The organism is Xanthobacteraceae bacterium (assembly GCA_019454205.1).
GTDB lineage: Bacteria > Pseudomonadota > Alphaproteobacteria > Rhizobiales > Xanthobacteraceae.
Genome location: CP075369.1, coordinates 1024823 through 1049383 on the forward strand (window position 1 = coordinate 1024823; position 24561 = coordinate 1049383).

General features: G+C 63.4%; 22 protein-coding genes. 11 read left to right on the forward strand and 11 right to left on the reverse strand.

Features of this window, described 5'->3' with window-relative positions; all coding sequences use genetic code 11:
- Positions 1-10: 10 nt before the first annotated feature.
- Positions 11-370: a hypothetical protein gene (locus KF794_05045; protein ID QYK46061.1), complete on the forward strand. Its 360-nt coding sequence runs from the start codon at positions 11-13 to the stop codon at positions 368-370.
- Here the strand turns inward: KF794_05045 and accC are convergent.
- From accC to KF794_05070, 5 genes are all read right to left on the reverse strand, one after another.
- A complete protein-coding gene (accC, locus tag KF794_05050; GenBank protein QYK46062.1) occupies positions 367-1710 on the reverse strand; it encodes an acetyl-CoA carboxylase biotin carboxylase subunit in 1344 nt (447 codons plus the stop codon). The two genes, KF794_05045 and accC, sit on opposite strands and share 4 nt — an antisense overlap.
- 10 nt (positions 1711-1720) lie before the next feature.
- Complete coding sequence (accB, locus tag KF794_05055) at positions 1721-2188, reverse strand: acetyl-CoA carboxylase biotin carboxyl carrier protein (protein ID QYK46063.1); 468 nt, start codon at positions 2186-2188, stop codon at positions 1721-1723.
- Between the two features lie 22 nt (positions 2189-2210).
- On the reverse strand, positions 2211-2651 hold the full coding sequence (gene aroQ / locus KF794_05060) for a type II 3-dehydroquinate dehydratase (GenBank protein ID QYK46064.1): 441 nt from the start codon (positions 2649-2651) through the stop codon (positions 2211-2213).
- A 125-nt stretch (positions 2652-2776) separates the two neighbouring features.
- On the reverse strand, positions 2777-3541 hold the full coding sequence (locus tag KF794_05065; GenBank protein ID QYK46065.1) for a DsbA family protein: 765 nt from the start codon (positions 3539-3541) through the stop codon (positions 2777-2779).
- 23 nt (positions 3542-3564) lie between these two features.
- A complete protein-coding gene (locus tag KF794_05070; GenBank protein QYK46066.1) occupies positions 3565-5016 on the reverse strand; it encodes a M48 family metallopeptidase in 1452 nt (483 codons plus the stop codon).
- A 145-nt stretch (positions 5017-5161) separates the two neighbouring features.
- Between KF794_05070 and KF794_05075 the strand changes: the two genes are divergently transcribed.
- Positions 5162-6373 (forward strand): aminotransferase class I/II-fold pyridoxal phosphate-dependent enzyme, encoded by a 1212-nt coding sequence (locus tag KF794_05075; GenBank protein ID QYK46067.1) that lies wholly within the window; start codon positions 5162-5164, stop codon positions 6371-6373.
- 6 nt (positions 6374-6379) lie between these two features.
- Here KF794_05075 and KF794_05080 read toward each other — a convergent pair whose 3' ends face one another.
- The 5 genes from KF794_05080 to KF794_05100 all read right to left on the reverse strand — a co-directional run bounded on the left by KF794_05080 (position 6380) and on the right by KF794_05100 (position 11805).
- Complete coding sequence (locus KF794_05080; GenBank protein QYK46068.1) at positions 6380-6934, reverse strand: tetratricopeptide repeat protein; 555 nt, start codon at positions 6932-6934, stop codon at positions 6380-6382.
- A complete protein-coding gene (locus KF794_05085; protein QYK46069.1) occupies positions 6934-7683 on the reverse strand; it encodes a tetratricopeptide repeat protein in 750 nt (249 codons plus the stop codon). Before KF794_05085 ends, KF794_05080 begins: the two co-directional genes overlap by 1 nt.
- A gap of 67 nt (positions 7684-7750) precedes the next feature.
- Positions 7751-8407: a hypothetical protein gene (locus tag KF794_05090; protein ID QYK46070.1), complete on the reverse strand. Its 657-nt coding sequence runs from the start codon at positions 8405-8407 to the stop codon at positions 7751-7753.
- 108 nt (positions 8408-8515) lie between these two features.
- On the reverse strand, positions 8516-8893 hold the full coding sequence (locus KF794_05095) for an SH3 domain-containing protein (protein QYK46071.1): 378 nt from the start codon (positions 8891-8893) through the stop codon (positions 8516-8518).
- A 140-nt stretch (positions 8894-9033) separates the two neighbouring features.
- Positions 9034-11805 (reverse strand): Rne/Rng family ribonuclease, encoded by a 2772-nt coding sequence (locus KF794_05100; GenBank protein ID QYK46072.1) that lies wholly within the window; start codon positions 11803-11805, stop codon positions 9034-9036.
- A gap of 486 nt (positions 11806-12291) precedes the next feature.
- On the opposite strand from KF794_05100, the gene KF794_05105 reads away from it, so the two are divergent.
- From KF794_05105 to KF794_05120, 4 genes are all read left to right on the forward strand, one after another.
- The gene (locus KF794_05105; GenBank protein QYK46073.1) at positions 12292-13503 is read left to right on the forward strand and encodes an N-acetylmuramoyl-L-alanine amidase; all 1212 of its coding nucleotides are present in this window, start codon (positions 12292-12294) and stop codon (positions 13501-13503) included.
- A 51-nt stretch (positions 13504-13554) separates the two neighbouring features.
- Entirely contained in the window at positions 13555-15093 is a 1539-nt protein-coding gene (locus tag KF794_05110) for a tetratricopeptide repeat protein (protein ID QYK46074.1), read from the forward strand.
- 77 nt (positions 15094-15170) lie between these two features.
- Complete coding sequence (locus KF794_05115) at positions 15171-15893, forward strand: tetratricopeptide repeat protein (protein QYK46075.1); 723 nt, start codon at positions 15171-15173, stop codon at positions 15891-15893.
- 210 nt (positions 15894-16103) lie between these two features.
- On the forward strand, positions 16104-16355 hold the full coding sequence (locus KF794_05120; GenBank protein QYK46076.1) for a hypothetical protein: 252 nt from the start codon (positions 16104-16106) through the stop codon (positions 16353-16355).
- Positions 16356-16364: 9 nt separating this feature from the next.
- Here KF794_05120 and KF794_05125 read toward each other — a convergent pair whose 3' ends face one another.
- Positions 16365-17132 carry a crotonase/enoyl-CoA hydratase family protein gene (locus tag KF794_05125; protein ID QYK46077.1) on the reverse strand — a complete coding sequence of 256 codons (768 nt, stop codon included), beginning with the start codon at positions 17130-17132 and terminating at the stop codon, positions 16365-16367.
- A gap of 125 nt (positions 17133-17257) precedes the next feature.
- Here KF794_05125 and KF794_05130 point away from each other — a divergent pair, with 125 nt between their 5' ends.
- The 5 genes from KF794_05130 to KF794_05150 all read left to right on the forward strand — a co-directional run bounded on the left by KF794_05130 (position 17258) and on the right by KF794_05150 (position 24013).
- Entirely contained in the window at positions 17258-17584 is a 327-nt protein-coding gene (locus KF794_05130) for a hypothetical protein (GenBank protein ID QYK46078.1), read from the forward strand.
- Positions 17585-17636: 52 nt separating this feature from the next.
- Positions 17637-18761, forward strand: coding sequence for a glycosyltransferase (locus KF794_05135; protein ID QYK46597.1), 1125 nt, complete (start codon positions 17637-17639; stop codon positions 18759-18761).
- Between the two features lie 200 nt (positions 18762-18961).
- The gene (locus KF794_05140) at positions 18962-21406 is read left to right on the forward strand and encodes a penicillin-binding protein 1A (GenBank protein QYK46079.1); all 2445 of its coding nucleotides are present in this window, start codon (positions 18962-18964) and stop codon (positions 21404-21406) included.
- 66 nt (positions 21407-21472) lie between these two features.
- A protein-coding gene (gene prfB / locus KF794_05145; GenBank protein ID QYK46080.1) for a peptide chain release factor 2 occupies positions 21473-22604 on the forward strand; the annotation gives its coding sequence in 2 pieces (ribosomal slippage) (positions 21473-21541 and positions 21543-22604; 1131 coding nt in all).
- Positions 22605-22612: 8 nt separating this feature from the next.
- On the forward strand, positions 22613-24013 hold the full coding sequence (locus KF794_05150; protein ID QYK46081.1) for an MFS transporter: 1401 nt from the start codon (positions 22613-22615) through the stop codon (positions 24011-24013).
- Positions 24014-24561 lie beyond the last annotated feature (548 nt).

Consider the following 24561-nt stretch of genomic DNA (forward strand, 5'->3'; position numbering starts at 1 on the left):
GTAAAATCTTATGTCGGATATGGTTGTAAGGCTCGGCAGCGTTGCAAGCGTGTTGGCGCTGCTGATCGGCTTGGTCTGGTTCGGCTGGCATCGCCGCCAATGGATGCCGGTAGCTGGCATTAACGCGGCTGTCGCACTCGGTGCGGTGCTATTGATGGCGCGGCATCTGCACGCCGCATTCACATATCGCGAAACGTCAACGCTGGTGCCGTTCGCCTTCGAGGTAAGCGTGCTCGTGGCGGCCGCGCTTGCGGTGTTCGGCCTGCGCGTGCCGGGCTGGCTGATAGCAACGCAGGCGGCCGTCAATTTCCTTCTGGCGCTTGCGCTTGCCGTGTTTCTTTACGCGTTCAAGCTGAACCGGCTGTTCTAGGTCTTTTCCGCCAGATACCGCTCAAGCCAGTGAATGTCGTAGTCGCCGTTCACGATGTCGGCTTCGCGCAGCAGGTTGCGGAACAGCGGCAGCGTGGTCTTCACGCCATCGACCACGAACTCGTCGAGCGCGCGCTTCAGGCGCATCATGCATTCGTTGCGCGTCTTGCCGTAGACGATGAGCTTGCCGATCAGCGAGTCGTAGTATGGCGGAATGCGGTAGCCGCCGTAGACGGCGCTGTCGACGCGAACACCGAGGCCGCCGGGCGCGTGATAGTGCTTGATGGTGCCGGGCGAGGGCGCGAACGTCAGCGGGTCTTCGGCGTTCACGCGGCATTCGATGGCGTGGCCGGCGAACTTGATGTCTTCCTGCTTGAACGAAAGCGTGCCGCCCGCGGCGATACGAAGCTGCTCGATCACGAGGTCGATGCCGGTGATCATTTCCGTCACCGGATGTTCGACCTGGATGCGCGTGTTCATCTCGATAAAGAAGAACTCGCCGTTCTCGTAGAGAAACTCGACCGTGCCCGCGCCGGAATATTGGAGTTCGCGCATCGCCTTGGCGCAGATCTCGCCGATCTGCGCGCGCATTTCGCCGTTCAGCGCGGGTGAGGGCGTTTCTTCCAGCACTTTTTGGTGGCGGCGTTGCAGCGAACAGTCGCGCTCGCCGAGATGCACGGCGTTGCCCTTGCCGTCGCCGAGCACCTGGATTTCGATGTGGCGCGGCTTCTCCAGATAGCGTTCGAGATAGACCGCGTCGTCGCCGAACGCGGCTTTCGCTTCCGCACGCGCCGACGACAGCGCAGCGGAGAGCGATTCCGCGTCGCGCGCGACCTTCATGCCGCGCCCGCCGCCGCCTGCCGCTGCTTTCACCAGCAGCGGAAAACCGATTTCCTTGCCGACGCGCATTGCTTCTTCGTCGGACGTGATGCCGCCTTCTGAACCGGGCACGACCGGGATGCCGAGGCGCTTCGCGGTGCGCTTCGCCTCGATCTTGTCGCCCATGATGCGGATGTGTTCGGCCTTCGGACCGATGAAGCCGATGTTGTGATCGGCCAGAATTTCCGCGAAGCGCGCATTCTCCGACAGGAAGCCGTAGCCGGGATGCACCGCATCCGCGCCGGTGATTTCGCAAGCGGCCAGCAGCGAAGGAATGTTGAGATAGCTTTCGCGCGCGGGTGGCGGGCCGATGCACACGCTCTCGTCCGCGAGCTTGACGTGCATCGCATCGGAGTCGGCGGTCGAGTGGACCGCGACGGTCGCAATGCCGAGTTCCTTGCAAGCGCGCAGCACGCGCAGCGCGATCTCGCCCCGGTTCGCGATCAGAACCTTGTCGAACATGCGGGCGCGCCTACTCGACGATCACGAGCGGCTGGCCGAATTCGACCGGCTGCGCGTCGTCGAACAGGATTTGCGTGACCTTGCCCGCCTTCGTCGCGGGAATCGCGTTCATGGTCTTCATCGCCTCGACGATGAGGAGCGTCTGGCCGGCCTTCACGGTGTCGCCGACATCGACGAAGGGACGCGCGCCCGGCTCAGGCGAGCGGTAGGCGGTGCCGACCATCGGCGACGTCACCGCGCCCGAATGATTGCTGAAATCGATTTCGGTCGCCGCCATCGGCGCAGCGGACGCGCGCGATGGCGCCGCGGTCGGGGCGAGGGCTGCCGGCGCGGCCGCAGCAACGCCTACTGCGCCGCGCGATACGCGGATGCGCTGGCCGCCGGACTCCACTTCGATTTCGGTCAGACCCGTTTCGTTCAGCAGCTCCGCGAGCTGCCGCACCATTGCGGGATCTACTTTCAGATTGCGGTTGAACATTCTTCTTTCCGTTTTCCGTTTTTCAGCCGCGGATCACGGCCGCGAGGCCGTCGATCGCAAGACCATAACCGGCGGGGCCAAGCCCGCAAATCACGCCGCGCGCGACCGGCGACACGAACGAGTGATGCCGGAATTCCTCGCGCGCAAAGATATTGGACAGATGTACTTCCACTACCGGCACGCCCGCTGCGCGGATCGCATCCTGTAATGCGACCGAAGTATGCGTATAGGCGCCCGGATTGATGACGATGCCCGCCGCCTTGGTACGCGCTTCCTGAATCCAGTCCACCAGCACGCCTTCGTGATTGGTCTGGCGGAAGTCGGTCGAGAAACCGTGCTTCTTCGCGGTATCCGCACAGAGCTTCTGAATGTCGTCGAGCGTGGCCCCGCCATAGATGGCGGTTTCCCGGCTGCCGAGCAGGTTCAGGTTCGGCCCGTTCAGGACGTAGACTAGAGCGGCCATCGGTTCATGCGCGTGGTTGAGGCGAAGCCGCCAGATGCGGCTCGCCGCCCGCTGTTCGCGGGCGGCGGTTTCTTATAGAGAGCGCGGCCGGAGAGGGGAAGGCTGGGCTAAGTATGTGAAAATACTTAGCATTCCACCTTCCCGCACTTGCGCACGGCCGCAATCGCCACGACCAGGCGGTTATAGGGAAGCGCGCCCGGAATCAGCTGGTCGCCCAGTACGTAGGTCGGGGTGCCGCTAATGGCGAGCGCCTGCGCGAGCGCGGCGTTTTCTTTCAGGGTCGCTTCGACCTCCGGATTGGTCAGGTCCTTCTTGATGCGCTCGACATCGAGACCGGCCTGCTGCGCGGCGGCCAGCGCCCGTTGCAGGTTGGCTTCGCCGCGGCCGCCGAGCAGCGCGCGGTGGAAAGCGAGATACTTCGACGGGTCTTGCAAGCGTACCGCGACCGCGACGCGCGCGGCTTCTTCCGAGCCTTCGCTCAGGATCGGCAATTCCTTCAGCACGATCTTGATGTTCGGATCGTTCTTGAGCAGTTCGTTGACGTCGCCGAGCGCCTTTTTGCAGTAGCCGCAATTGTAATCGAAGAATTCGACCAACGTGACGTTGCCCTTCGGGTTGCCGATCACGATGCCGCGCGGCGAATTGAACAGCGTTTCGCGCTGCGTCTTCAGCGCTTCGCTACGCGCTTTGATCTCGGCCTGTTCCTGCCGCTTGCGCAATTCGACAATCGCTTCCTGAATCACTTCAGGATTCTTGAGGAGATATTCGCGAATGATTTTCTCGAACTCCTCCTTCTGTGCGGGCGAGGTTTGCGCGCTCGCGCTGACCGTCATGACGGCGGCGGCGCAGAGCGCTCCGAGCCAGAGGCGGGGACGAAAGGCGAGGGTCATGGGAATCTCCGGTTCGGTGCCGCTCAGTTCTTGGTGAGCTTCGGCGGTTGGAATTTAACGATGTCGTCGGCGCGGAGCCAGCCCGGCGTGCCGTACTTGAACTGGGTTTGCGCGCGCGTGGCGAGCAGTTTCGCGGTTTTGAAATCGCCTTCGTTGAAGGAAGCGGTCGCGGAGGCGAGGTCGGCATTGGCGCGGTCGCCGGTGCGGGCATAGGCGATGGCGAGCTGGCGGTGCCCGATTGGCGCGTTCGGCTCGCGTTGCAGCGCAAAGCGCAACTCACGGATCGCTTCATCCGCGAACGAATTGTCGTTGGACTGCACCAGCGCCTGACCAAGCATCATGCGGATCAGCGGCGCGCCGCGCGAGAGTTCGACGGCCTGACGAAGCGGGGCAATCGCTTCCCTTGCGCGGCCCGCTTCCAGCAACGCCTGTCCCTTCAATTCGTAGAAATAAGGGTTGCGCGGCATCTGCTGGATCAGGCGGTCGATGAGTTCCTGTGCGTGCTTTAGATTGCCCCAGCGATAGGCCGAGATCGCGCGCGCATATTGCGCAGGCAGCGAAGCGTTCGAGGGCGGATAGCGCCGCATCACCACGTCCGGCTTGTCGAAGAAGCCGGAGATTTTCGCGCGCATCATGTCGTGGCGGAACTGAAGCTCCGGCGGATCTTTCTTGTTGTAGTACGGACTCGACTGCGCCAGCGATTCAAGCTGCGCGATGCGGTTCTGCGCGGTGGGATGCGACAGCAGATAAGGATCGATCTGCTGCGTCACGAACAACTGCTGCTGCGCGAAACGCGAGAAGGTCTGGATCATGCCGATCGAGGACTGTCCGGTCGCGTTCAGGAACGTGACGGCGGCCCGGTCGGCCGCTTCTTCCTGACTGCGCTGATAAGACAGCAGTGTGCGGCGGATTACTTCGCTGGGTCCGAGGATGACGCCGGGCGCCGCCTGACCGATATCGCTGCCGCGCGCACCGGCAACAGCGCCGCCCGCAAGCGCAGCCGCGCCGAGCAGCATCATCAGGATCGCGGCGGTTTGCGCGTTGGCGAGTTGCTCACGCAGCCGCGAAAGGTGACCGCCCGCGATATGGCCGGTTTCGTGCGCCAGTACGCCAATGATCTGGTTCGGCGTCGTGGAATCGTAGAGCGCACCGTAGTTCACGAAAATGCGGCGGCCGTCGGCGACGAACGCATTGAAGTCGCGGCTGTTGATGATGACGACTTCGATGTTCTGCTGGGCTAGGCCCGCTGCTTTCAGGATCGGACGCGTGTAGTCGCGCAGCAGTTCTTCAGTCTCGGCGTCGCGCAGGACGGGCAGGCCGCGGCGTTGCTGCGCAAAGGCGGCATGTTGCTGGGCGGCGAACACCACGACCGCGAGCACAACCGCGAACGCTCGCGTGAGAGGCGAGAAACGGCAATTGGTTTGCCGTGCTGGCACAGCACGGCTGGTCCTGCTAGCAATCTCGCCTTGGGGCATGGGGCCGGAATGTTCCATTCGTGAGGCCTGACAATGGCTTACGTCAGGCCAGAGCGGCTGGTCAACGTGGACCGGCATCACGAACCCGCGACACCGGCCGCCTGTCTCGCACCGGAACGCGGGATTGCGGCTACAACGGGGCGTTATGAAACCGAAGCATCCACTGGACGAGGGACTTTTGCGCGGCCAGGCGGCGCGGGCACTGTTCGCCCCCTCGCAGCGGAGCGACGTGCCCCCGTTCATGGTTATGGATGTGATGGAGCATGCTGCCCGGATCGAGGCCGCGGGCGGGCGCGTGATTCACATGGAAGTCGGGCAGCCCGCGGCCAGCGCGCCGCAAACGGCGCTGAAAGCTGCGGAAGCTGCGCTTAAGGGGAACAGGCTCGGCTACACCACCACCCTCGGCATCCCTTCGCTGCGCGCGAGAATTGCCCGCTACTACCGCGAGCGCCACGGCATCGAAACCGATCCCGCCCGTATCGTCGTGACCACGGGTTCTTCCGGCGGCTTCATCCTTGCGTTCCTGTCGTTGTTCGAGCCGGGCGACCGCGTGGCGATGGCGTCCCCCGGTTATCCGCCGTACCGGAACATCCTGCGCGCGCTGGGCTGCGAGCCGGTTGAGATCGAAATTTCCGGAAACGACCGTTGGGCGATCACGAAGGAAGCGCTGCTCGCGGAACACCGCAAGAAACCGCTGGCCGGGGCCATCGTCGCGTCGCCCGCCAATCCGACCGGCACCATGATCCCGCCGGAACAACTGAAAGAGCTGATCGCGGCCTGTGAAGCGGAAGGCATCCGTTTCATCTCGGACGAAATCTATCACGGCCTCGATTACGCATTCTTCGGCGAGACGGCCGCGAAATTCTCCGACAATGCGCTCGTCATCAATTCGTTCTCGAAATATTTCTGCATGACCGGCTGGCGCATCGGTTGGATGGTGGTGCCCGAACCATTGGTGCGGACCGTCGAGCGCTTACAGCAAAACCTCGCCATCTCCGTGCCGACGCTCTCGCAAGTTGCGGCCGAAGCCGCGTTCGACGGGCAGGCGGAAATGGAAGCCATCAAACGCGACTACGAGGAAAACCGCCGTATCCTGATCGAAGGATTTCCGAAGGCGGGCCTCGACGATTTTCTTCCCGCCGATGGCGGTTTCTTTCTCTATGCGAACGTCGCGCGCTTCACGAACGACTCGCTTGATTTCGCGAAGCGGATGCTGGACGAGGCCGGCGTCGCGGCGACGGCGGGCGTAGATTTCGACACCGCGCGCGGCAACCACTATCTCCGTTTTTGCTATGCCGCTTCGCCTGCGGAAATGCACGAAGCGGTGGAGCGCATCGGCGGCTGGCTGAACCGCTGATCGCGGTTACGGCGTCACGCCAAGCTCGCGCAGTTGCCGCCTTGCATCGTCGTCGGCCGGATTCACTTCGAGCGACTTCCTGAAATCCGCAATCGCGCTGCCGATGTCGCCCGCACCCTGATGGGCGAGGGCGCGATTGTAATAGGCGTCGTTGTGCTGCGGGTTGAGTTCGATGGCGCGGGTGTGATCGGAGATTGCGCGGGCGAAGTTGCGTTGTGCGGCATGGACCGCGCCACGGCCGGTCCATGCATTCGCAAGTTTCGGATTCAGGCGCAGCGCTTCGTCGAAGTCGGCCAGCGCTAGATCGTAGCGGCGCTGTGCGTGATAAGCGCCGCCGCGATTATTGCGGGCGGCGGCGAGATTCTCATTCGTCTCGCGGCTGGAAGACAGGATTGTCGTGCAATTTGTTATGCGTTGATCGGGCGAAATGCCTGCGCCACCGACGCACAGGCGCCAGACCTCGGCAGGTTGTTGTGCGCGGGCCGTAGACGCGACTGCAAAGACAGATGCCGCCGTGAGTGAAATGGCGAGAAAGAGTTGGGCCGCGCGCGGTATAGGCATCAATTCGCTCCGAGATCCTGCAAGTTCTTGCGCGCGCCGCTGTCGTTCGGACTGAGTTCGAGTACGCGGCGGAAGTCTGCGATGGCGCGTTCGCGGTTGCCTTGCCGTTTGTAGAGCAGGCCACGGTTGAAATGCGCGTTGGTGTATTTCGGATTGAGCCGGATCGCCTCGTTGTAATCGGTCAGCGCTTCCTGCGTTTGGTTCTGGTCCGAACGAATGTTCGCGCGGTTGTAGAACGCGATGGCGTAATCCGGACGCAGGCGGATCGCCTCGCTGTAGTCGGACAGCGCGCGCTGGTTGTCGCCTTTCTTCTCAAAGGCGACGCCGCGATTGTTGTAGAACTCCGCGCTCGGCCTGATCTCGATCGCTACCGTGTAGTCCGCGATCGCCTGATCGACCTTGCCGAGTTTGCGGTAGGCGAGGCCGCGATTGTAATAGGCGGATGCGTAGCGCGGATCGATGCCGATGGCTTGACTGTAGTCCTGAATCGCGCGCTCCAGTTGATCGCGGTCGTTGAACTCGACACCGCGATTGTAATAGAGCTGCGCCAATTGATGATCCCGATAGCGGCCGGAGTCGATCGCGCGTGTGCAGGCATTGGTGGCGGCATCCCCGGAGAGGCGGGCGCAATCGTCGAAGTCGTTGCCTTGCGCCATCGCAGGCGTTGCGAGAAAAGCGCTAACACCGAGCGCTACCGCAATAAGGAGCGCGCGAAACCGGCGTGGACTGGCACATTCCATTGCTGCCATCGAAGTCCTCCCGTTCGCAGGAAAGAGTATCACCGTCGTTGCGATAGGCGAGTCACAAAAATGAGCGCTATCGCACGTAACCCAACTTGATCAGAAATTCTCTGAGATCAGGTAGCGGGCTAATGCGCTGGGCCAGAGCGATGTCGGCGAACCCGCGCAGCTCGTCGCCCAAGTTTGAATATGCCAGTCCGCGGCCATAAAGCTGATTGTAACCGTCAGGCTTGATCTTCAGTGCCGCTTCGAAGTCCGCCAGGGCTTCCCGAAATCTTTTGATTCTAACAAGCAGAAAACCGCGCGCGGTCAGAAAAATTTCCGTTTCTCGAACGTCGGTGCTCAACTTGATTGCCTGCGTACATTCGACAAGCGCCTGTTGAAGGTTGCCATCGGAAATCATGCGCGTCTGACACAGGTTAAAATAAATACCAGCGTCATCCGGCAAAACCCGTAGCCCCTCTTGCAACTCTGCGAACGCGCGGTCGAACTCGCGTTTGTTGGTGTAGTAGAACGCCCGAGAAGCGAAGGCAGCACTGCGCTCGGTTTTGGTCGCGTGTTTGCTGGCGATGACTACTGCGCAGGCATCGAGCGCTTCACTGGAGTCGCTTTCTCGGCAAACTTCGTATGCTTTCGCAAGCTGTGGGTCGCGATCTTGCTGCTGTGCGAACCCAGAACCGATAAGGTTGAAGGAAATCGCCACAACGGCGAAGAGCCGGAAGAACAATGCCATGACTGACCGCGTGCTTTACTCGATCAGCCAAGGCTAACACCGGCTATCGAAAAGAAAAACGCCGCGCTGACGAGAGCACGGCGTTTTCACTCGAACGTGACGGGCTGATTACCAGCGGCGCCAGTAACGGCGCGGGCCGTAATAATAAGGACTGGGTCCGTAATAGGGACCGGGGCCATAGTAGGGACGCGGCCCGTACACGACCGGCGGTGGCGGGGCGACATAGGTCGGGCCGCCGCCTTCCAGATAGGCGTGGCTCGAATAGCCGCGCAGGCCGCGCCAGAAAATCTCGCACCAACCCTCGAAGCAGCGCCCGACTTCCGCGGTTGAACCGCCCGGAATGACGCCGACCGAAGGATGCTGCGTGCCGGGGCCGACGCGCACGTTCAGGTCGGCCGTGACCAGCACAGGCCGCGCTTCCGCGGCGGCACCTGCCGCGAGCAGGAACGCCGCTGCGGCGAGCGCACTCTTTACATAAAACTTCATCGTATTCTCCCGTTCAGCCGCATCGTCGGCCGAAGCTTTCCGGCCGGGCTGCGCGGATACGATTTCTCCGCTCTGTGGCGGAGCCAAGGCAGACGCGAAGACCCGCGCAAACTCAGGCCGGATGCAAGCCTAGACCGCGATTAGCGGCGCCACCAGCCGGTCCGTCGCGGTTGGCTTGGCGGGGGCGTTTCGCTGCCGCCGTCCGTGCCGCCATTTTCCGGTGCGAGCGGTGCATCGGCCCGCTCGTAAACCTGGGCGGGGGCGGGCGTGTCGTCGAACCGCGAAACCGGCGCGGCCTCGCGCACCGTCGAACGGCGCTTCGGCTGTTCGGCAGGTTGCGCAACGGGCTGCGGAGCGGTTTCCGCCGTCACCGGCTGCGGCTGCTCGACGTTGAACTGCGGCGCGGTGCCCGGATTTTCCGGATAGGCGGGACGCGCTTCCGGCTGCGGCGTGGTGTCGGGTTCGTCTTGCGCGGCGTCGAAGCCGAAGTTGCCGCCGTTGTCTTCGGCGTTATGCGGCTGGTCGCCGTTCGGAGCGCGATCGCGGCGGTTGCGTCGTCCGCCACGCCGTCCACGGCGGCGGCGCGGACGGCGTTCGCCGTTGCCTTCGCCGCCTTCGTTCGCGTGCGCACCTTCATGCGTACCGGAGAAATCGCCGGGCTGTTCGTCGCCTTCGGCTTCGCCGGACATTTCTGCGTTCTCGCCGTCGTGCATCGGCGCGGCAACGTGGTGGTCGCGCTCCGAATGTTCGCGCGGGCGGTCGTCGCGGTTGCGCCCGCGTCCGCCACGGCGTCCGCGGCGCCGCCGCCTGCGTCCGTTGCGGTCATCGCCATTCTCGGAAGCGCCTTCCGCAACCGGTGCGTTCTCGCCGGCCTCGGTGTCCGCTTCCGCTTCTTCCGCGAATTCTTCTTCCTCGGCTGCCGCGAGATCGTCGGCCTCGTCCTCTTCGGTGACGACGGACTCCGCGATGCGGCGTGCATAAGCCGGATCGGGAACGCCGCGCGACGCGCCGCCTTTCTCGACCACGAAATATTGCTGGCCGGCGAGCGTGCCGTCCGACTGCACCATGATCTGCACGCCGAAGCGGCCTTCGAGGTCGCGCAGGTGAGCGCGCTTGTGGTTCAGGAGATAGAGCGCAGTATCGGGCCGCGTGCGCACGATCAGGTCGTTCGCCGCCGACTTCATCAGTTGTTCTTCGAGCGCGCGCAGCAGATGCAGCGCGACCGAAGACACCGAGCGCATGTGGCCGGTGCCGCCGCAGGTCGGGCAGATTTCGGTCGAGCTTTCCAGCACGCCGGTACGGATGCGCTGGCGCGACATTTCCATCAGGCCGAAATGCGAGATGCGTCCGACCTGGATGCGCGCGCGGTCGTGCTTCAGGCAGTCTTTGAGCTTGCGTTCGACTGCACGGTTGTTGCGGTTCTCCTCCATGTCGATGAAGTCGATCACGATGAGGCCCGCAAGGTCGCGCAGGCGAAGCTGGCGCGCGATTTCTTCCGACGCTTCGAGGTTCGTGCGGAGCGCAGTGTCCTCGATGTTGTGCTCGCGCGTCGAGCGGCCGGAGTTCACGTCGATCGAGACCAGCGCTTCGGTCGGATTGATGACGATGTAGCCGCCGGACTTGAGCTGCACGGTCGGCGAGAACATCGCATCCAACTGGTGCTCGACGCCGTAGCGCGAGAACACGGGCAGCGTGTCGCGATAGGATTTGACGTTCTTCGCGTGGCTCGGCGAGAGCATCCGCATGAATTCTTTGGCTTCGCGGTACGGTTCGTCGCCAGCGACCAGCACCTCGTCGATGTCTTTATTATAGAGGTCGCGGATCGCGCGCTTCACCAGCGAGCCTTCCTCGTAGACGAGGGCGGGGGCAGTGGAGTTCAGCGTGCGCTCGCGCACCTGTTCCCAAAGCCGCAGCAGGTATTCGAAGTCGCGTTTGATCTCGGTCTTGGTGCGCGCTGCACCCGCGGTACGCAGGATGATGCCCATGCCTTCCGGCACTTCGAGGTCCTGCACGAGTTCCTTCAGGCGGCGCCGGTCGGCCGCATCGGTGATCTTGCGGGAAACGCCGCCGCCGCGCGCGGTGTTCGGCATCAGCACCGAGTAGCGGCCTGCAAGCGAGAGATAGGTGGTGAGTGCCGCGCCCTTGGTGCCGCGTTCTTCCTTCACGACCTGCACCAGAATGATCTGGCGGCGCTTGATGACCTCTTGAATCTTGTAGGTGCGGTGACGGCGCGGCGCGCGCTCCGGCACTTCTTCCATCGCGTCGCCGCCGGTGGACTCGACGACTTCCGGCGGAGGCGCGTCTTCCGCATGCGCTTCCTCGACATTGCCTTCGCCTTCGGCGGCTTCGACATGCGCCTCGTCGTGGGCTTCCGCGATCTGCTGCGCTTCCTCAAGGGAAGGCGGGGCCGGCTGTTCGGCTTCGGCGATTTCGACGACCGTCTCGGAAGCAACCTCTACGCTTTCTTGCGCGAAAGATTCCGCCTCGTGGTCCTGATGCTCGCCGTCTTGCGGTTCGGCGTGATCACCTTCCGGCGCTTCCTCGCTGACCTGCTCGCCGGTGTCGGCGTTCCGTGCCTGCCGCTTCTGCCGGCGGCGGCTTTCGTATTCGGCGGCAGCCTGCGCGGCGCGCTCCTCTTCTTCGATGAGGCGCAGCCGGTCGGCGACCGGGATTTGATAGTAATCCGGATGGATTTCGCCGAAAGCGAGGAAGCCGTGCCGGTTGCCGCCGTAGTCGACGAAGGCGGCCTGGAGCGAAGGCTCTACCCGCGTGACCTTGGCTAGATAGATGTTGCCGCGAAGCGGACGGCGATTGGCGGCTTCGAAGTCGAATTCCTCGACACGATTGCCGCGAACGACCACGACCCGGGTCTCTTCCGGGTGGGTGGCGTCGATAAGCATTTTGTTGGCCATGAGAATCTCACTGCGCGCGCGAAACGCGCGCGCGTCACGAAGGGAACGAATGTGGGTGTGGTGGAGCGCGAAACGCGCACGCGGCCGTTCGGGGTCTTTTCGAGATCCCGGGCTGCGGTTCGTGCGGCCATCGCTTCGCTTCCTGTTCTTGGCGGCAACCGGATCGCGGGAACGCGAAACGGCGCGCCGTCACGGCTTTTTGCGTGTGGTTGCGGGCGTCTGGTGCGCGCTGCGCGTCGCGGCATACTCTGTTGCCGGTCGCGGACCCGCGCCTTCCGTTCGCCTGTCGAATCCCGCGCGCGAACCGTGATGGTTTTATGTAGGCCCCAAGGCGGCCCCTTGGCAAGGATTTGGCCGATCACGGTTGCCGGAAGCCTGTATTTCCCTTGATTTTTGCTTCCTTCCGCCCTGCGAAATGCCTGAAAACGTCCGGTTAACCCTGCCACGCTATTGATTTCAAAGGATTTAGCGGGCGGAAGGCGCGGCATGCGGACGGCGCTCATATTGCTGGCGGTCGGGATGGTTCTGGCAGGGGCACCGCAAGCCTGTGCGCAGACCGCGCCCGCGGGTGCCCGCACCATCGCGCTCGATGCACGCCTTGCGGGTGACCAGCGCCGCACACGCCTTGTGGTCGATCTCAACAAGGGCGTCGATTTCAAGGCCTACCTGATCGCGAACCCGTACCGCGTGATCGTCGATCTGCCGGAGGTGACCTTCGACCTGCCGGTGATCGCGGGACGCCACGGCCGCGGACTGGTGACCGCCTATCGCTACGGCCTCTATGCGCCAGGTAAGGCGCGCATCGTGATCGACCTTCGCGAACCGGCACTCATCGACAAGGCTTATATTATCCCCGCGCAGGACGACCAGCCCGCGCGTCTCGTGATCGATATGTTGCGCACCGACGCCGCGAACTTCCAGAAGCTCGCGGTCGTGCCGGAGCGCACCCAGCCCCCGAAGGCCAATCCGCAAAAGGCCGCGCAGCAATCGGACAACCGTCCGCTCATCGTCATTGATCCGGGCCACGGTGGCATCGATCCGGGCGCGCGCGCCAACACCGGCGACGAGGAAAAGGACATCGTGCTCGAAGTCGCGAAGAAGTTGCGCGACAGGCTGATGAAGAGCGGCCAGTATCGCGTGATCATGACCCGCGACGACGACCGCTTCGTGCCGCTCGAAGACCGCGTGCTGGTCGCGCGCACCAACAACGCAAATCTCTTTATTTCGATTCACGCGGACTCGCTCCAGCGTCAGGCAGGCGCAGCACTCGGCGCGACCGTCTACACCGTCTCAGAGCGCGCATCCGACCTTGAGGCGCAGCGGCTGGCGGACGACGAAAACCGCGCCGACCAGCGTGTCGGTCACTATTTGCAGAACCAGCCCGACGACGTCGCGAATATCCTGTTCGACCTCGCGCACCGCGAGACCAAGAACCATTCCGTATTGTTCGCGCGCACGCTGGTCGGCCAACTCAAGGGTGCGACAAGGCTGCACAAGACGCCGCAGAAATCGGCGGCCTTCATCGTGCTGAAGGCGCCCGATGTTCCCTCGGTGCTGCTCGAACTCGGCTACCTGTCCAGCCCCGCCGACCTGAAGCAGCTCACGTCCGAAACATGGCGGGAAAAGGTGGCGGGCGCGATGACGGAGGCAATCGACAAGTTCTTCGCGCAGCGCCAGTCCGTCACCGTAGTCCGCTAGGCTCGCTTCGCGATATATTGGCCGCAGCCTCAGGAAAGACGCGCGCGATTCATGCCGACCGATTTTTTCACGCCGATCAACAACGCCGTCTCGCGGCTCCGCCCGAATACGGCGGACGCGCGCCGTGCGATCTACGATCAGGCGCGCGCGTTGCTGCTCGACGAGGCGCATAACGGCCATCCGCCGATGGGCGTCAGCGAATTGATTTCCGAGCAGCGCGCACTCGAACAGGCGATCCAGCGCATCGAGGCGGCGATGGCGCAGCCGAGGGAGCCGGAGCGCCCGCAGGCGCCGCCGCCGCGCATGCCGCAGGCTTCGGCGACACGCGTATTTCGCCCGTATCCGCCCGACGAGCCGGTTGTCTCCCGTGGCGAGCCGATGCGTCCGCGTCCGCAAGTGCAACAGCTGCAACCGCAAGAACGCCCGCGCGTGCAGACGCCGCGCGCGCTCCCGCGCGAAGACTATCGCGACGTGCACGAAGACCACCGCGAATACGAACCGACGCACGAACCGGAATACGGCGCGTCGGAATATGGCTATGAAGATGTCGCGCCGCGCGAGCATGACGAGCCGCAGGTACAGCCGCGCCGTTCCGCCGACCGCGCGCACGGATACGGCCGCGAATACGAGCACGAACAGGCCGATCCCCGGCACTCCCAGATGCGCGAGCGCGAACTGCGCCGCATGGCCGCCGAGCAACGCCGCGCCGGGCGACAGGGCGGTGGCCGCCGTCCCGCGAAAACTGCGGGCGGCAGCGGGCGCGGCAAGATCATCCTCGTCATCGCCGCGATGCTGGCGGTCTTCCTTCTGTTCGGCGGCGGCAGCTACATCTATTTCTTCGGCGTGCCGAAGTTCGGCCTGACGCGCACCGCCGCGCCGCCGAAGAAAGAAGAACCTGCGCCGCAGCAGCAGACGCAACAGCCGCAACCGGGGCAGGCCACCCAGAAATCGCAGCAGTTGCTCGAACAGGCGTCCAAGCAGTTGCAGGGCGGAGACGCGCAAAGCGCAATCCAGTCATTGACCGAAGCCATCGTGACCGCGCCGGCCGATCCGTCGGGGTTCATGCTGCGCGGCCACGCCTATCTGCAAAGCGGAGACGTCGACCGCGCCATCGAGGATTTCTCGGAAGCGATCCGTCTCGGTAGCCGCGATTTCTATGTCTATGTCGGCCGCGGCGTAGCCTATCGCCGCAAGCGCGACTTCGCGCTCGCGCTCGCCGATTATGACGAGGCGATCCGTATCAAGGCCGACCATGCCGGCGTGTGGAATAACCGCTGCTTCATCCATGCCATCATGGGTAACCTCGAAGCCGCGCTTTCCGATTGCAACGAGTCGCTGCGCCTGCTCCCGAACGAGCCGAATGCCCTCGACAGCCGCGCGCTCGTCTATCTGAAATTGAAGCAGTACGATCAGGCCATCGCCGATTATGACGCCGTGCTCAAACTTCAGCCCAATACCCCAAGCGCGCTCTACGGCCGGGGCCTTGCCAAGGTAAAGAAGGGCGACAAGCGCGGGCAGGCCGACATCGCCAGCGCCCAGGCGGCGGTGCCGCAGATCGCCGACGAATTCGCCCGCTACGGCATCAAGTAATTCTCGCAGTCCTGTGACTTGCAATCCGGTAACGGCGGCTCAAAACTGCTGCCGGGCTAAAGGGATGGGTTATAGCTATGACGGCCAGGCTACGGATCGCAACACTCTTCATGGGTCTGATGCTGCTCGCGCTGCCGGCGCAGGCACAGGGCAACAAGGATTTCGACGACTGCTTCAAGGTGTTCGGCGATAACGGCATTGCGATCTGTTCCGACGCGATTTCGTCGGGCCGTTACTCCGGCGTTCAGCTTGGCGACCTCTATCATGCGCGCGGTTACAAGTGGCACGACAAGGGGCAATACGAGCGCGCGCTTGCGGATTATGACATCGCGCTTTCCATCAATCCGCGCCTCGGCGACGCGTTGTTCAATCGCGGCGTGACGCAACAGAAGATCGGCAACCACGATCAGGCGCTCGAGGATTTCCAGAAAACCATCGAAATCAAGCCGGCGGCCGACGCCTATTACAATCGCGGCATTTCCTTCGAGGCGACGAAACAATACGACCGCGCGATCGACGCCTATTCGCAGGCGATCCGCATGAACCCGCAATATGTGGCTGCGTTCAACAACCGCGGCATCGTTTATTACAATCGCGGCGAGTACCAGCGCGCGTTGCAGGACTATAATGAAGCGGTCCGTCTCGATCCGCGTCATGCACGCGCCCACAACAACATCGGACTCGTTTACGAAAAACTCGGCCAGCGCGAGAATGCGATTGCGAGTTATCGCCGCGCACTCGAATTCGATCCGAACCTGACGCAGGCGCGCGAGAACCTTCGCAATCTTGGCGTGAACTAGGGTTGTAGCTTCGGGATATTGCGCAGCAACGAGCAACGGCGCTGCGGTAGAAAGTTCCAGCAGCTTCGTTTTCTTCGATAGCGCGCCATGGCGCAGGCATTGTGCATGTGCGCTGTGGAAAACTTGTCATAAAAATTTTGCATTCAGCCGAAACTTCCCACAACATTTCCGCGTTTCCGGCGGCGGAATGTAATTGTGGGGTACTGCGTCATGATCCACGCGGCGGATTATCGGAGGCGTGCCGAAGACTGCGCGAAAAGAGCGAATGAAGCGCAGGACGACTATCACAGGAAGAACTTCCTGAAGCTCGCTGACATCTGGACCCAGATGGCCGAGAAGGAAGAAAGCCGCGCGCCACTGCTGGCGCGGCTTGGCGTGCGCAAACCGGCAAGGCCAGCAAACGACGATACGAAAGCACTCACCGAAGCGCTCGAAACAATCCGGGCTGCGGGATCGTCCTAGAGCCGCTTCCTAGAACTTGCCGTGGCGGCCCTGTCCGCTTGAGAAGCGGGTTGCGCCGGCAATCGCTTCTTCCTTGATTGCGCGCATCCCGCCTTCCATTTCCCTGCGCGTGGCTTCGTCCCAGTCGAGGTCCCATTGCGAGATCGCGGAAAGGCGGTCGGCGCGCATGCAGGTTTGCGGGAACGCGGAAAGCTGCTCTGCGATTTCCAGCGCAGCCGAGAGCGCCTTGCCGTCTTCGACCACGCGGTTGGCAAGGCCCATCGCCAGCGCTTCGTCGGCTTTCACCGGACGTCCGGTGAGGATCAGGTCCATCGCGCGGCTGTGGCCGATCAGGCGGGGCAGGCGGATGGTGCCGAGGTCCACCAGCGGCACGCCGAAGCGGCGGCAGAACACGCCGAAGGTTGCCGACTTTCCGGCGACGCGCATGTCGCACCAGCTTGCGACCTCGATTCCGCCCGCGACCGCATAGCCTTCGACCGCGGCGATCACCGGCTTCGAGAGCTTGAGCCGCGTGCAGCCCATCGGCGCGAAGTCGCCTTCGGTGAGGAACGGACGTTCTTCGCCCTGCGCGAGTGCATGAAGGTCGGCGCCCGCGCAAAAATTTCCACCGGCTCCGGTAAGGACGGCGACGTCCAGCGTATCGTCGGCGTCGAACTGCTTGAAGGCGGCGTAGATTTTTTCCGCGACTTCGAGATTGAACGCATTGCGCCGCTCAGGGCGGTTGACGGTAAAGACCGCAACGCGGTTGCGGCGTTCGGTGAGCAGGACTTCGGGCATGTTTTCCTCGGGTCGGGAGAGGGAATGCGGCGGACTCTGCGGCGGGCCGTAAGACGATGCAAACGGCATCGCGGTAACTGGAACGCCGGCCCGAATGGCGGTAGCCTTGCCTGATGAAAAAGCATGTGGCTGCCGTTCTTTCGATAGCACTTCTTCTGGTGCTTTCCGGCGCGGCCGGGGCTGCGGATCTTCCGCTGCCGCCGAAAGCGAAACCGCAACCCACGCCCAAGGTGCAACCGAAAGCACAGCCGAAGACGCAACCGCCTGCGCGCGTGCCGCCGCCCGCGCTGATGAAAGAAGAAACGGATTTCGACAAGCTCGGCGCGGACTGCATCGCCGCGACCGATGGCTGTCGCGATTATAAGCGCGCCGCCGATGGCAAGTTCGATCCGGCCAGCAACATCGGCATCGCCTGCCAGCCGAAGCCGCTGAGCTGCACGACGCGCCGCTGAACCGCTAAAGCGTGTCACACGCCTGACACGGATTTGCGTGCATCCATCCGCGATGCACTCGCTGGTCTGGCTGATTTTCGGAATCTGCGCGGTCGCCGCGGCAATTCATTTTGCGTCCGTCGCGGTTGCGATCTACCGCTGCCGCGAGCGGACGGAGCAGCCGAAGCCGGTGGCGTATCCGCCGGTCAGTCTGGTGCGCCCGGTTTGCGGGTTGGACGCGGGCGCGGAAATCACGCTGCGCTCCACTTTCGAGATTGATTACCCGGATTACGAAATCATCTTCTGCGTGGCGCAGCCGAACGACGCCGCCATTCCGTTGCTGAAATCCCTGCTTGCGCAATATCCGCACGCGAAAGCGCGCCTCCTCGTCGGCGACGATGCCGTCAGCGACAATCCGAAACTGAACAACTGCGTGAAGGGTTGGCGAGAGGCCAAGCACGAATGGATCGTGCTCTCCGACTCCAATGTCATCCTGCCGCGCGATTATATCGAGCGCCTGCTGGCGCGGTGGGACGATGAAACCGGACTGGTCTGCGTGCCGCCGGCGGGTGGTTATCCGCAAAGCATTCCCGCCGAGTTCGAATGCGTGTTCCTGAACGAGTATCAGGCCCGCTGGCAATATTTCGCCGATACGCTCGGCGCGGGTTTCGCGCAGGGCAAGACCATGCTCTGGCGCCGCGACCTTCTCGAAGCGCGCGGCGGCATTGCCGCGCTCGGTGCGGAAACGGCGGAGGATGCCGCGTCCACCAAGATCGTCCGCGAAGCGGGGCTTTCGGTGAAACTCGCCGACGCGCCGTTCATCCAGCCGCTCGGCCGGCGGGGCTGGCGGGAAGTGTGGAAACGGCAGGTACGCTGGGCGCGGTTGCGGCGGGCGAGTTTCACGCTCTGCTTCGCGCTGGAGATTTTCTCCGGCGGGGTATGGCCGTCGCTGCTCGCGGCCTATGGCATCTGGCTGGCGGGATTGCCGCTGGCCACGGCCGCCGTGCTGCCGGTCGCGTGGTATGGCGCGGAACTCTGGCTCGCCCGTGCCGCGGGCTGGCATGTGAACTGGCGTTCGCCCTTCATCGCCATCGTGCGGGATGGCTTGATCCCGATCCTCTGGATAGAAGGATGGCGGGCGAGGGGTTTCGAGTGGCGCGGCAACGCCATGATCGCAGCCCCGCAGACCGCCCGCTGAGCACCCCGCCGGAACTTTGTAAACGCTTGCAGATTGAAGGACTTGGCAGGCCCAAGTTCTGCCACCCGTGGCCGCTAGAACGCATGGCCCCGGATAACGGAATTTCGCGTCTTTTTGTCTGGACGTGGTTGCCGAATTAGGGCCGATTGGGGTTATGAGACGGGCTGGCAGCTGAATCGCGGCAGCGGAATCGGGCTTAGATGCGTTTTCTCGTCAGGTTTTTTGGTTTCTTGTTCGCGGCCGGGGCGATTTTGTTCGTCGTTGGCGCGGTCGTCTTTACCTGGGGCGTCTACCACTACTCCAAGGACCTGCCGGACCTTGCCCAGCTGAAGGACTATGAGCCGCCGGTGATGACGCGCGTACACGCGTCGGACGGTTCGCTGGTAGCCGAATATGCCCGCCAGCGCCGCCTCTACCTGCCGGTGCAGGCCATCCCGAAGCGGGTGTTCGACGCCTTTACCGCGGCCGAGGACAAGAACTTCTGGGAGCACGGCGGCATCGACCTGCTCGGCATTCTCCGCGCGGTCATCAACAACATCGAGCAGTACGGCACCGGCCGCCGCCCGCAGGGCGCGTCCACCATTACGCAGCAGGTCGCGAAGAACTTCCTGACGGGTAACGAGACCTCGATCACCCGCAAGATCAAGGAAGCGCTGCTCGCGCTGCGCATCGAGCGCGCCTACTCGAAAGAGAAGATCCTCGAACTCTACCTGAACGACATCTATCTCGGCCTCGGTGCATACGGCATCGCCGCCGCGTCGCTGCTCTATTTCGACAAGTCGGTGCATCAGTTGAGCATCGAGGAAGTCGCTTATCTCGCGGCGCTGCCGAAAGGCCCGAACAACTATCATCCGTTCCGCTTCCGCGACACGGCGATTGCGCGCCGTAACTGGGTGATCGACCAGATGGTGATCACCGGCGCGATCAAGCCGCAGGAAGCCGCCGACGCGAAGAAGAAGCCGCTCACCATCGCGATGCGTCCGCAGGGTCCGAACCAGTTCCATGCGGAATACTTCGCGGAGGAAGTCCGCCGCGACATCTTCGAGCGTTACGGCGAACAGAAGCTCTATGAAGGCGGCCTATCGGTTCGCACCACGCTGAACCCGAAGCTGCAACTGATCGCCAAGAAAGTATTTCACGAAGGGCTGGTGCGATTCGACGAGGCGCGCGGCTGGCGTGGCGCGCAGCAGAAGATCGAACTCGGCGGCGACTGGGGCGTGAAGCTTGCGGAAGTCCGTCAACTCAACGATGTCGGCTGGCGCATCGCGGTCGTGCTGGAAGTGGCCGGCAATTCGGCGCGCATCGGCTTCCAGCCGCAGCGCGACCGCGGCGGCGCACTTTCGCAGGAACGCGCGACCGGCATCATCGGCGCGGAAGGCGTGAAGTGGACCAAGAAGACGGTCAACGGCGCGCTCAATCCCGGCGACGTGATTTATGTCTCGGCCATCGAGAACCAGCAGAACCAGTTTCGCCTGCAGCAGGTGCCGGAAGTTTCCGGTGGCCTGATCGTGATGGATCCATGGACCGGGCGCGTGCTCGCGCTGGTCGGCGGCTTTTCGTTCGAGGAAAGCCAGTTCAACCGCGTGACGCAGGCCTATCGCCAGCCCGGCTCGTCGTTCAAGCCGTTCGTCTACGCGGCGGCGCTGGATAACGGCTACACGCCGTCCACCATCGTGATGGATGCGCCGCTCGAAGTGGAGCAGGGACCGGGGCAGGCGGCATGGAAACCGGAAAACTATTCCGGCCGTTTCTACGGACCGCAAACGCTGCGCTTCGGCATCGAACATTCGCGTAACGTCATGACCGTGCGCCTTGCGCAGGACATCGGCATGCCGCTGGTGCAGGAATATTCGCGCCGCTTCGGCGTCTACGACAACATGCCGCCGTATCTCTCCTACGCGCTCGGCGCGGGCGAGACGACGCTGCTGCGCATGGCGACCGGCTACTCGATGTTCGCCAACGGCGGCCGCAAGGTGAAGGCGACGCTGATCGACCGCATTCAGGACCGCTACGGCAAGACCATCTATCAGCATGACGACCGCCAGTGCGCGACGTGCAAGGTGCAGGCCTGGCAGAACCAGGACGAGCCGACGCTGATCGACCGCCGCGAAATCGTCATCGATCCGATGAGCGCCTACCAGATCACGTCGATGATGGAAGGCGTGGTGCTGCGCGGCACCGGCACCGTGCTGCGCGCGCTGAACCGTCCCGTCGCCGGCAAGACCGGCACGACGAACGACGAAAAGGACGTCTGGTTCATGGGCTTCACGCCGGACCTCGTGGTCGGCGTTTACCTCGGCTACGACCGCCCGCGTCCGCTCGGCCGCGGCGTAACCGGCGGCCAGTACGCGGCGCCGATCGTGCGCGATTTCCTGAAGCTCGCGCTTGTCGACCGGCCTGCGCAGCCGTTCCGCGTGCCGCCCGGCCTCAAGCTGGTGCGCGTCAATCTTGCGACCGGCCTGCGCGCGCAATCAGGCGACGAGCGCGTAATTCTGGAAGCATTCCGCCCCGGCACGTCGCCCCCGGATTCCATGTCAATCGTCGGCTTCAACGACGAGCACGGCAATCCCATCGGCGGCGACCGCAATCGCTCGACGTCGCCGGACCAGCAGGGCTTCTTCACGCGCGGCCGCGGGTTGTGGTGAGCGTGTGAAGCGGCTTGCCGCTTCACATTCCGCTATTTATAGAGACGCCGCCGAGAGCGAAGAATCATGCGCGCCGAAACCGAAAAACTCGTTGAAGAGATCAAGCAGTCGCTGGAACTGCTGAGGAGGTCGCTTTGACTTCGAAAAATCGGAAAAACGCCTCGCCGAGCTGAACGCGCTCGCCGAAGACCCCAAGCTCTGGGACGATCCGCAGAAAGCCTCGAAGCTGATGCAGGAGCGCACCTCGCTGGAGGACGCGCTCGGCAGCCTCAAACGCATCGGCACCGAACTGAGCGATCAGGTCGAACTGATCGCGCTCGGCGAAGCGGAAAAAGACGAAGCCACCATCAGCGACGCCGAAGCCAGGCTCGCCGAACTGAAAGCCGAGACCGGCCGCCGCCAGATGGAGGCGCTGCTCTCCGGCGAAGCGGACGCGAACGACGCTTATCTCGAAGTCCACGCCGGCGCGGGCGGTACCGAAAGCCAGGACTGGGCTTCGATGCTGCTGCGCATGTACACGCGCTGGGCTGAGCAGCATAAGTTCAAGATCGCGCTGGTCGAGCAGAGCGACGGCGAAACCGCGGGCATCAAGTCGGCCACCATCGAAGTGAAGGGCAAGAACGCCTACGGCTGGCTCAAGACCGAGAACGGCGTACATCGTCTGGTGCGCATCTCTCCGTATGACGCGAATGCGCGCCGCCATACCTCGTTCTCGTCGATCACGGTTTATCCGGTGGTGGACGACGACATCAAAATCGAAATCCCTGAGTCGGACGTGCGCGTGGATACGATGCGCTCCGGCGGCGCGGGCGGACAGCACGTCAACAAGACCGAGTCCGCGGTGCGCCTGACGCACATTCCGACCGGCATCGCGGTCGTCTCGCAGGGCGACCGCTCGCAGCACAAGAACCGTGCGCAGGCGTGGAACATGCTGCGCGCAAAACTCTATCAGGAAGAACTGAAGCGCCGCGAAGAGAAGGCCGCCGCCGAGCAGGCCGCGAAGACCGACATCGGCTGGGGCCACCAGATCAGGTCCTATGTCCTGCAGCCCTATCAGCTCGTGAAAGACCTGCGCACCGGCGAGACATCGACCAGTCCGCAGGACGTGCTCGACGGCGACCTCGACAACTTCATGCACGCGACATTGGCGCAAAAAGTCTTCGGCGGCGGTCCGGACAGCGTCGAGGACGTGGAGTAGGACGCGGCATGGCAAAGGCGCGGCGCAAGCCGGAACCGGAAGCCCCGCAAACAAAAACCCCGCCGCGTGCACATCTCCGGCTTACGCTCGCCGCCTGCATTCTCGCTTCTTCCGTCGTCTTCATCGACGGCACGGTGCTGACCGTTGCGCTGCCGGCCTTACGCAAGGACCTCGCGGCAGATTACGCGCTCCTGCAATGGGTGATGAACGGCTACGTGCTCGCGCTCGCGGCATTGACGCTGATCGGCGGTGCGTTGTCCGACCGTTACGGTCACGCGAAAGTGCTGGCGGCCGGATGCCTGCTGTTCGCGCTCGCCTCCGCCGGATGCGCGCTCGCGCCGGATATCGGCTGGCTGATTGCGACGCGCGTTCTGCAAGGCATTGCCGCGGCTCTGGTGGCGCCGTCGAGTCTTGCGTTGATTGGCTCGGCCTTTCCGCGCAGCGAACGCAGTGCTGCGATCGGGGTGTGGGCCGCGGCGTCCGCACTGGCCGCGGGCATCGCGCCGGTGATCGGCGGGTGGCTCACGGAGAATCTGGGATGGCGCTGGATTTTCTGGATCAACCCGCCGTTCGGAATCGCGGCGATCCTGCTGCTGACGTTTGCTCCCGCCAGCAAACTGGATAAGCGCCGCTTCGATCTTCCGGGCGCGTTTCTGCTTGCATTGGCGCTTGCCGCAATCGCCTACGCACTTGGCCAGATCGGGCCGGGAGAGGGAACGAAGGAAATCGAGGCGCCGCGCGCGCCGCTCTCCGTCATCGTCTCGGCAGCTGTTGCCGGTCTCGTACTGCTCGGCATCTATGCATGGTGGCAGCGCACGACCGATCATCCGCTCACGCCGCCGCGCTTGCTCCGGAACAAGCCATTTCTCGGATTGAACCTGGCGACGCTCGGCATCTATGGCGCGTTGTCGGTCGGATTTTTTCTGCTGCCGTTCGATATGATCGACCGGCGGAACTTGAGCGCGACCGATGTCGGCCTGATCTTCGTGCCGTTCACGCTCGCGATTGGTTTATTGTCCCGCTACTTCGGCAGGCTCGCGGATGCTTATGGCGCGCGGCTTCCTCTCATTATCGGGCCGCTGGGTTGCGCCGCGGCGTATGTCTGGCTGGCCGCCGGACAGCAACTTCCGGTCTGGCTCGGTATCTTCGCACCGGTTTGTTTGATGGGCCTCTCGATGTCGATACTCGTCGCACCGCTGACGTCAGCGGTAATGTCGAGCGTGAAGGACGCGGACGAGGGGCTTGCTTCCGGCGTGAACAACGCCGCGAGCCGCATCGCATCGCTGCTCGGCGTGGCATTGGCCGCGGGACTTGCGACGTTTGCCGCGAGTTACACGCTCGGAATGGTTGCTGCTGCAATCATGGCCGCGCTTGGTGCGCTCGCCGCGGCCGTGACGTTGAAACGTTAGACGCATAGACGCCTTGCGCAGGCGCGCTTGCTTTCGGTTGCCGTAACGGCAAGATCGCTCCCAATAAAAATGCGCGCGCGATGCCGCGCTGCAAAAAATCCGGGAGAGAAACATGACGCAATGGATCCGCTTCGAACGCGGCGGCAAGACTTCCTTCGGCACGCTGGAAGGCGAAACGATCAAGGTTCATTCCGGCGATATGTTCGATAATCCTTCGCCGACCGGGGAGAGCGTGAAACTCGGCGATGTGCAGGTGCTTACTCCCTGCGATCCGTCGAAGATGATCGGCCTCTGGAACAACTTCCACGAACTCGCGGCCAAGAACGACTTCCAGCACCCCACCGACCCCCTTTACTTCCTGAAAGCGCCGAACTCGTTTCATCCGCATGGCCGGCCCATCGTGCGGCCCGAAAGCTATGACGGCCGTATTCTTTACGAGGGCGAGCTTGGCGTCGTCATCGGCAAGAAGTGCTCGAACGTCACGGAAGCGGAAGCCGGCGAATACATCTTCGGCTATACGCCGGTGAACGACGTCACCGCCGTCGATC